5 protein-coding genes are annotated in these 5,500 nt (G+C 39.8%); 1 reads left to right on the forward strand and 4 read right to left on the reverse strand.

The window, feature by feature from the left end; all coding sequences use genetic code 11:
- Positions 1-570 precede the first annotated feature (570 nt).
- The 4 genes from B371_RS0101895 to B371_RS0101910 all read right to left on the reverse strand — a co-directional run bounded on the left by B371_RS0101895 (position 571) and on the right by B371_RS0101910 (position 4,105).
- A complete protein-coding gene (locus B371_RS0101895; protein WP_237721491.1) occupies positions 571-1,266 on the reverse strand; it encodes a class F sortase in 696 nt (231 codons plus the stop codon).
- On the reverse strand, positions 1,226-2,584 hold the full coding sequence (locus B371_RS0101900) for a hypothetical protein (RefSeq protein ID WP_019412626.1): 1,359 nt from the start codon (positions 2,582-2,584) through the stop codon (positions 1,226-1,228). The genes B371_RS0101895 and B371_RS0101900 overlap by 41 nt, the downstream gene beginning before the upstream one ends.
- Before the next feature lie 215 nt (positions 2,585-2,799).
- Positions 2,800-3,537, reverse strand: a complete 738-nt coding sequence (locus B371_RS0101905) for an anti-sigma factor (protein WP_019412627.1) — start codon at positions 3,535-3,537, stop codon at positions 2,800-2,802.
- Positions 3,518-4,105, reverse strand: a complete 588-nt coding sequence (locus tag B371_RS0101910) for an RNA polymerase sigma factor (RefSeq protein ID WP_019412628.1) — start codon at positions 4,103-4,105, stop codon at positions 3,518-3,520. The genes B371_RS0101905 and B371_RS0101910 overlap by 20 nt, the downstream gene beginning before the upstream one ends.
- A gap of 243 nt (positions 4,106-4,348) precedes the next feature.
- Between B371_RS0101910 and B371_RS0101915 the strand changes: the two genes are divergently transcribed.
- Positions 4,349-5,194: a GNAT family N-acetyltransferase gene (locus tag B371_RS0101915; RefSeq protein WP_019412629.1), complete on the forward strand. Its 846-nt coding sequence runs from the start codon at positions 4,349-4,351 to the stop codon at positions 5,192-5,194.
- Positions 5,195-5,500 lie beyond the last annotated feature (306 nt).

Consider the following 5,500-nt stretch of genomic DNA (forward strand, 5'->3'; position numbering starts at 1 on the left):
CCACCTACTTGACTGGGAACAGTACGAGCTGAAAGCCCCGCAGGAAAGATGCTGGCCAAAAGCCAGTATCTTTGCGACGAGTAACCACAGGAGCACTAAGGAACGAAGGCTAAGAACGCCACTACGCGAGTCAACGTCTTCGTGGGCCAACATCCTGTTGGCCCACGAAGATTGAAGACGTGCCCCACGGAAAGCGTCCGCATGGAGCGAAAATTAACTTTGATCGGATTTTATTTTAGATTTTTTATTATGAAATTGACTCAAGTGCCTAAAATAAAATAGCTAGAGTATATATTAGTGTTGATACTTTAACAGGCAAATGATTTAGTGAAAGACGGAGCCTCCAAGACATAAGTGCGATCCTTTCCTCAATTACGAGGAGAGGATCGCTAGTGTATTGTATAAACTGTACTATATTTAATGTCATCCATACGCTTAGGCAGAATAAACGTATTCGCCCTTCAAGTGGTAGCCGGAGTAAGAAGCCAGGCAGTGAATATCTGCCTGGCTTCTCGTGGGAGGCACCCGCAAAGCGCTGGAGCGTGTATAATGATCAGCCACCTGCTTTTATTAAAGACTCTTTAATGTTGTGTAGACAACAAGGCGGTCTTCGTAATAGGAACCACCTTTATTGTATTCTCCGGTACATGTTATGAGATTCAAGTGACTACCGTTACTAAATCCAAAAATTTCACGTATGGGAGAATCGTCAAAAGGATAAATCTCTAATCGCTCAACGACAAAAGTGAGTTCAGCCCCATTCTCACCTGTAACGATTACTTCATCTCCCTGTTTCAATTTTCCAATGTCATAGAATACAGCAGGTCCATTTTTACCATCGACATGTCCTGCAATGACTGAATTTCCTGGTTCACCTGGCATATAGCCATTTTTATACCATCCAGTTGAAACAATATCATTCGGTACATCCATTTCACCGTTCTCAAGTAGTCCATAAGAATCGATTGGAGCATCCACAGCAATTGCTGGAATTTGAAGACGTGAAGGTTTAATCCCTTGTCTTTCATCTTTTATTAGTTTAGAGGCCGTTAGTTGGCCGTTACTTAAGGATAATTTTGTTTCTTTTGTAGAAGAAGAGACTTCCTCGCTGGAAGCCTCTTGCTTATCTACAATGGGTTCTAACTCTTGAATCGATTTTTCCTCTTGGCAAGCTGAGAGGAGAAACACGATACCGAGAATACCACCAAGTAATTTCTTCATTTGATTACGCTTCGTTCGAGCGTCTGCGTAATGAGTACGCGCCACCTATAGCTGCTGCCAATAAACCACCAAGCAGGAACCACTCATAAGGCATACCATCTTGGTCTGCTGTGCCACCCATACCTGTTTTAGGCATACCTTCAGGCATAGAACTTGTGCTGAAATTATCAGGGAATTGGTCAACAATTGTTTGAGAAATCCCTTCAGAAGGCATTAACATATGAGCGTAAGACTGACGAAGTGAAGCGTAAGAAGCTTCATAATCTCCAGCTACATATTGATCAAATGCTCCTAATAATTGTGTAACATGTTCTGTTAGTCCTGCTTCAAGAGCGTCAGCCGGTAAACGGTCTTCAGTTGCTGCTGCTAGAAATGCTGCTTGATCAACTACGTACTGATCTAGTTCAGCCATTGCTTCGTCTTTACCAGCTTGGTCATCATTTGCAGTAGCTGTCACATAGTCAACAAAGTACCCAATATGAGATTTCCAGATTTCTTCAAAGGCTGCTCCACCTTCTTCACCGTAAAATGATGCGATAGCTGCTGATAGATCGTCAGCATTAGCTAACAAAGCTGCTGCAGATGCATCAAAGTCTGGATCTCCATCAACACCATTTTGCATAGCCATTACTGCTAAACCAGCATGCTCAGTGAATACTTGGTCAAGTGCAGCTCGTAGGTCTGCTGCAGGTGTTACCGCCATAGAATTCTCGAATTTATCAGGGAATTGATCGCTGATTGCAGTTGCTAATCCGGCTGCTACCATTGACATATGCTTAATTGCTTCACGCTCGTTCATGTAAGCAGTCTCATAGTCACCAGCTACATAGCTATCGAATGCCCAAATTAATTGTTCAATGTGAGTTTTAAGGCCAGGTTCTACGTCAGCTGCTTTGATGCGGCCCTCAGTTGCTGCTTCTAAGAATGCAGCTTGTTCTGTAACATAACCATCTAACTCTTCTAAAGCTTTGTCTTTACCAGCTTGGTCATCGGCGCCAGTTGCTTTTACATAATCAACGAAGTATCCAATGTGAGAACTCCACATTTCATTGAACTGAGCTCCACCTTCTTCACCATAAACTGAAGTTATGGCTGCTGTTAGATCAGCTGTGTTGTTATTAAGTTCCGCAGCTAATGCTTCAAAGTCTTCAGCACCCTCGGCACCTTTTTTCATAGTTTCAACTGCTAAGAAAGCATGTTCAGTGAATAAGTGACCTAATGCTGAACGTAGTTCTGATGCTGGAGTAGAGACACTAGTATCAGCGTTTGTTTGTGATTTACCCTCATGCTGGTCAGCTAATGCTGCCGTCGGAATTAATAAACTCATTGATAATGGAACTGCTAATAATGTACGTTTTTTCATTTTTAATTTCTCTCCTCTGTGTTTTGTTTTATTTGATTTCGACTAGCTAACGAAGACAAATTCACTTTGGATCACTTTTTTTAAAAGAAATGGGCTTAAGCTATTTAAATTTGATAATAACATCGAGGGAAGGGGTGCCAGTGGCCAGTTCTGTGAGTTCTTTCATAAATAAAAAAATCGAGTAGGATTGTTACCCTACTCGATTTAGTGTTTAATTAAAAATTCGAAGCCATTAATACATTGCCTAATGGTGTTTTACTTTCTTCATTTGGTTCGTGTGAAACTGCTACTTGGGTCCAATCTTGATCAATTCCTTCAGGTAGAGTGAAGACTACAGCCCCTTCTTGTGAATCGGATTTAAATGTACCGGCTCGAATAGGTCCATTTTCATCAATTAACCATACTTGGTATACTTCATCATTTGAAAGTTTAGGTAAAGAATTTGCTTGAACCACTACACGAGTTTCATCTCCATGTTTTACAATTGATGCTGTTCCGGAAGCTTCCCCAACTACGGGACTCAAATTCACGTAGGCAAGTAATTGGTCGACAACTTCACTTTGAGCAACGATATCTTGTTGCTGATTTTTGACTATGGATGCTAAGAATATATTGGCACCGACTGAAAGCATCAGCACAGCAGCTAAGGCAGGTAGCCATGGGAAAACTTTTTTCTTCTTAATAGAAGTAATTGAATCTTTTAGAGCAACAGGCGTTATTGGAGTTATTTGTTCCTGTTCAAAAACTGCATTGAGTACCCGTTCTTTCATACCTTCAGGGGGGGTCATGGATCCAGAAACTAAAGGTAGATCGTCTGTTAACGCTTTCCACTCAGCGAGTTCTATTTGACATTCTTCACAAGTCGCTACATGCTTTTCGAAAGAACTATTGTCAATTTCACTTAATTGTCCATTGAAGTAGTCAACGAGTTGATCACACATCTGACGGTTCATTTGGTGATATCCCCCTTTCTTTCTCTAGATGTTTTCGCAAATGCTGGAGCGCTAAACGAATTCGACTCTTTACTGTACCAAGAGGTATATCAAGTTTCGTTGAAATAGATTCCTGTGATAATCCATGGAAGTAAAAAAGTTCAACAATGGTACGTTGTTCTACTTTTAAACGTTCGAGGCTTTTCCGCAAGATACTTCCTTTCTCTTTCCACTCAAGCATTTGCTCAGGCAATTGATCTATAGGTGCTCTCATCTGCTCGGTATCTTTTTCGAGTAAACCTACTTCTTGTTGCTTCCCTTTTTTTCTTAGTGCATCAAGTGAAGTATTTCGAGTCATTGTTAAAAGCCAGGAAGAAAACTTTCCCTTATCTTCCGTATACGGTGAGTGTTCTCTCCACAACTCAATAAATACTTCTTGTACTGTATCTTCAGCCATTTGCGCATTCTGTGTCATTCGGTATGCAAAGGAATACACGAGACGTTCATAACGATCATATATCACTTCTAACGCTACTTTATCTTTATCCCTTATTCGAACATAAAGTTGTGAATCAGTGGATTTATCCATTTTTACCCCCCTCTAAACAGTTACTCTATTTATACCATATAGAAGCTTGAGAGGGTGTACAACTTACCTTACATCTAGTTAACGAAATAAATAGCATAAAAGATCGTTTTTCAAAAATATAAATAGAAAACGCATGATCAGTTCATTCTGAAGATAAGGATTATTATGTAAAGAGGTTAGTGACATTGCAATGAATTTTGTGTAATATCAATTATTAAAAGTATATAAAGGAGTAAGACTTGGATGAAATTTAATATGTATAAACAAGCAACAGAATATGAAGAGCGAGCAAAACCATTTCTATCGAAAAATGAAGATAACTATAGTCTATATTATGGTGTACTACAAGGCATTAAAGCAGGGCGGTATGAAAACCCAATGATGGTGACAGTTGAAGATAAAGGTCGAACAGTTGGACTTCTTCAAATGACACCACCTCATGCTTTAAACATAATAATCATTGACGGTGCAAATATAGATTCCATACTTACTTTTGTGGTATCAGAAATGATAAAAAGAGATATACATATTCCTTCAGTCGTTGGATTGAAATCTGTAGTTTATGCATTTGCGGCCAAATGGGAAGTGCAAAATAAGTGTGATACAAAATTGTTAATGGACCAAGGTTTATATCGTTTGGATAAAGTGATCCGATTGCATGGGAATAGCTCAGGAACTTGGCGTTATGCGAGAAATGAAGATGCTCATCTTATCGAGAAGTGGTATCATGCATTTAATAATGACGTCGGTCTTCCGATAGCCTCTAGTCAAATGGTTCAAGAAAAAGTAAAGCAATTTTTACAAGACCAAGAAGTGTTCTTATGGGAAGATAACGGGAAAGTTGTTTCGATGATGAAGAAAGCACGGCCTACTGAACACGGTGTAACCGTATCTTTTGTTTTTACACCAATAGAAGAACGTAAAAAAGGGTATGCTCGAACCATGGTCGCTGCAGGAAGCGCAGAATTATTGAAAACATATGACTTTTGTGTACTTTACACAGATATGATGAACCCAACTTCTAATAAGATTTATCAAGAAATTGGTTACCAAAAAATAGCCGACTCTGTTCATCTTGAATTTTGTTGAAACAATGAATAAAATTTGATCCCGCCAAATAATTATTTGGGGGATTTTTTAAAACATAAGTAAGTATACAAATTTAGTTAGCCATGAACCCAGTATTCCCGGTATTTTAATGAGTAAATTCTAGTGTGATACCGCTAATATACGCTCCAGGAGGGCGAGCGAGCCTCCTCAGGCCAACAGGGTGTTGGCCCGGAGACTGAAGCTGTGCCCGCGAAAAGCGTCCATTGTAGCAGAAATAAACGGGTTTCAAATGGTAACCTTCTTAAAAGGACCGGGCGTACTTTGGAGGGCACTGAAAAAGTCCTC

The organism is Paenisporosarcina sp. TG20 (assembly GCF_000286315.1).
Taxonomy (GTDB): Bacteria; Bacillota; Bacilli; order Bacillales_A; family Planococcaceae; genus Paenisporosarcina.

Bases quoted from the DNA above. Each gene is read 5' to 3' on its own strand.
- B371_RS0101900 (WP_019412626.1), bottom strand. From the start codon at position 2,584: ATGAAAAAACGTACATTATTAGCAGTTCCATTATCAATGAGTTTATTA.
- B371_RS0101905 (WP_019412627.1), bottom strand. From the start codon at position 3,537: ATGAACCGTCAGATGTGTGATCAACTCGTTGACTACTTCAATGGACAA.
- B371_RS0101910 (WP_019412628.1), bottom strand. From the start codon at position 4,105: ATGGATAAATCCACTGATTCACAACTTTATGTTCGAATAAGGGATAAA.
- B371_RS0101915 (WP_019412629.1), top strand. From the start codon at position 4,349: ATGAAATTTAATATGTATAAACAAGCAACAGAATATGAAGAGCGAGCA.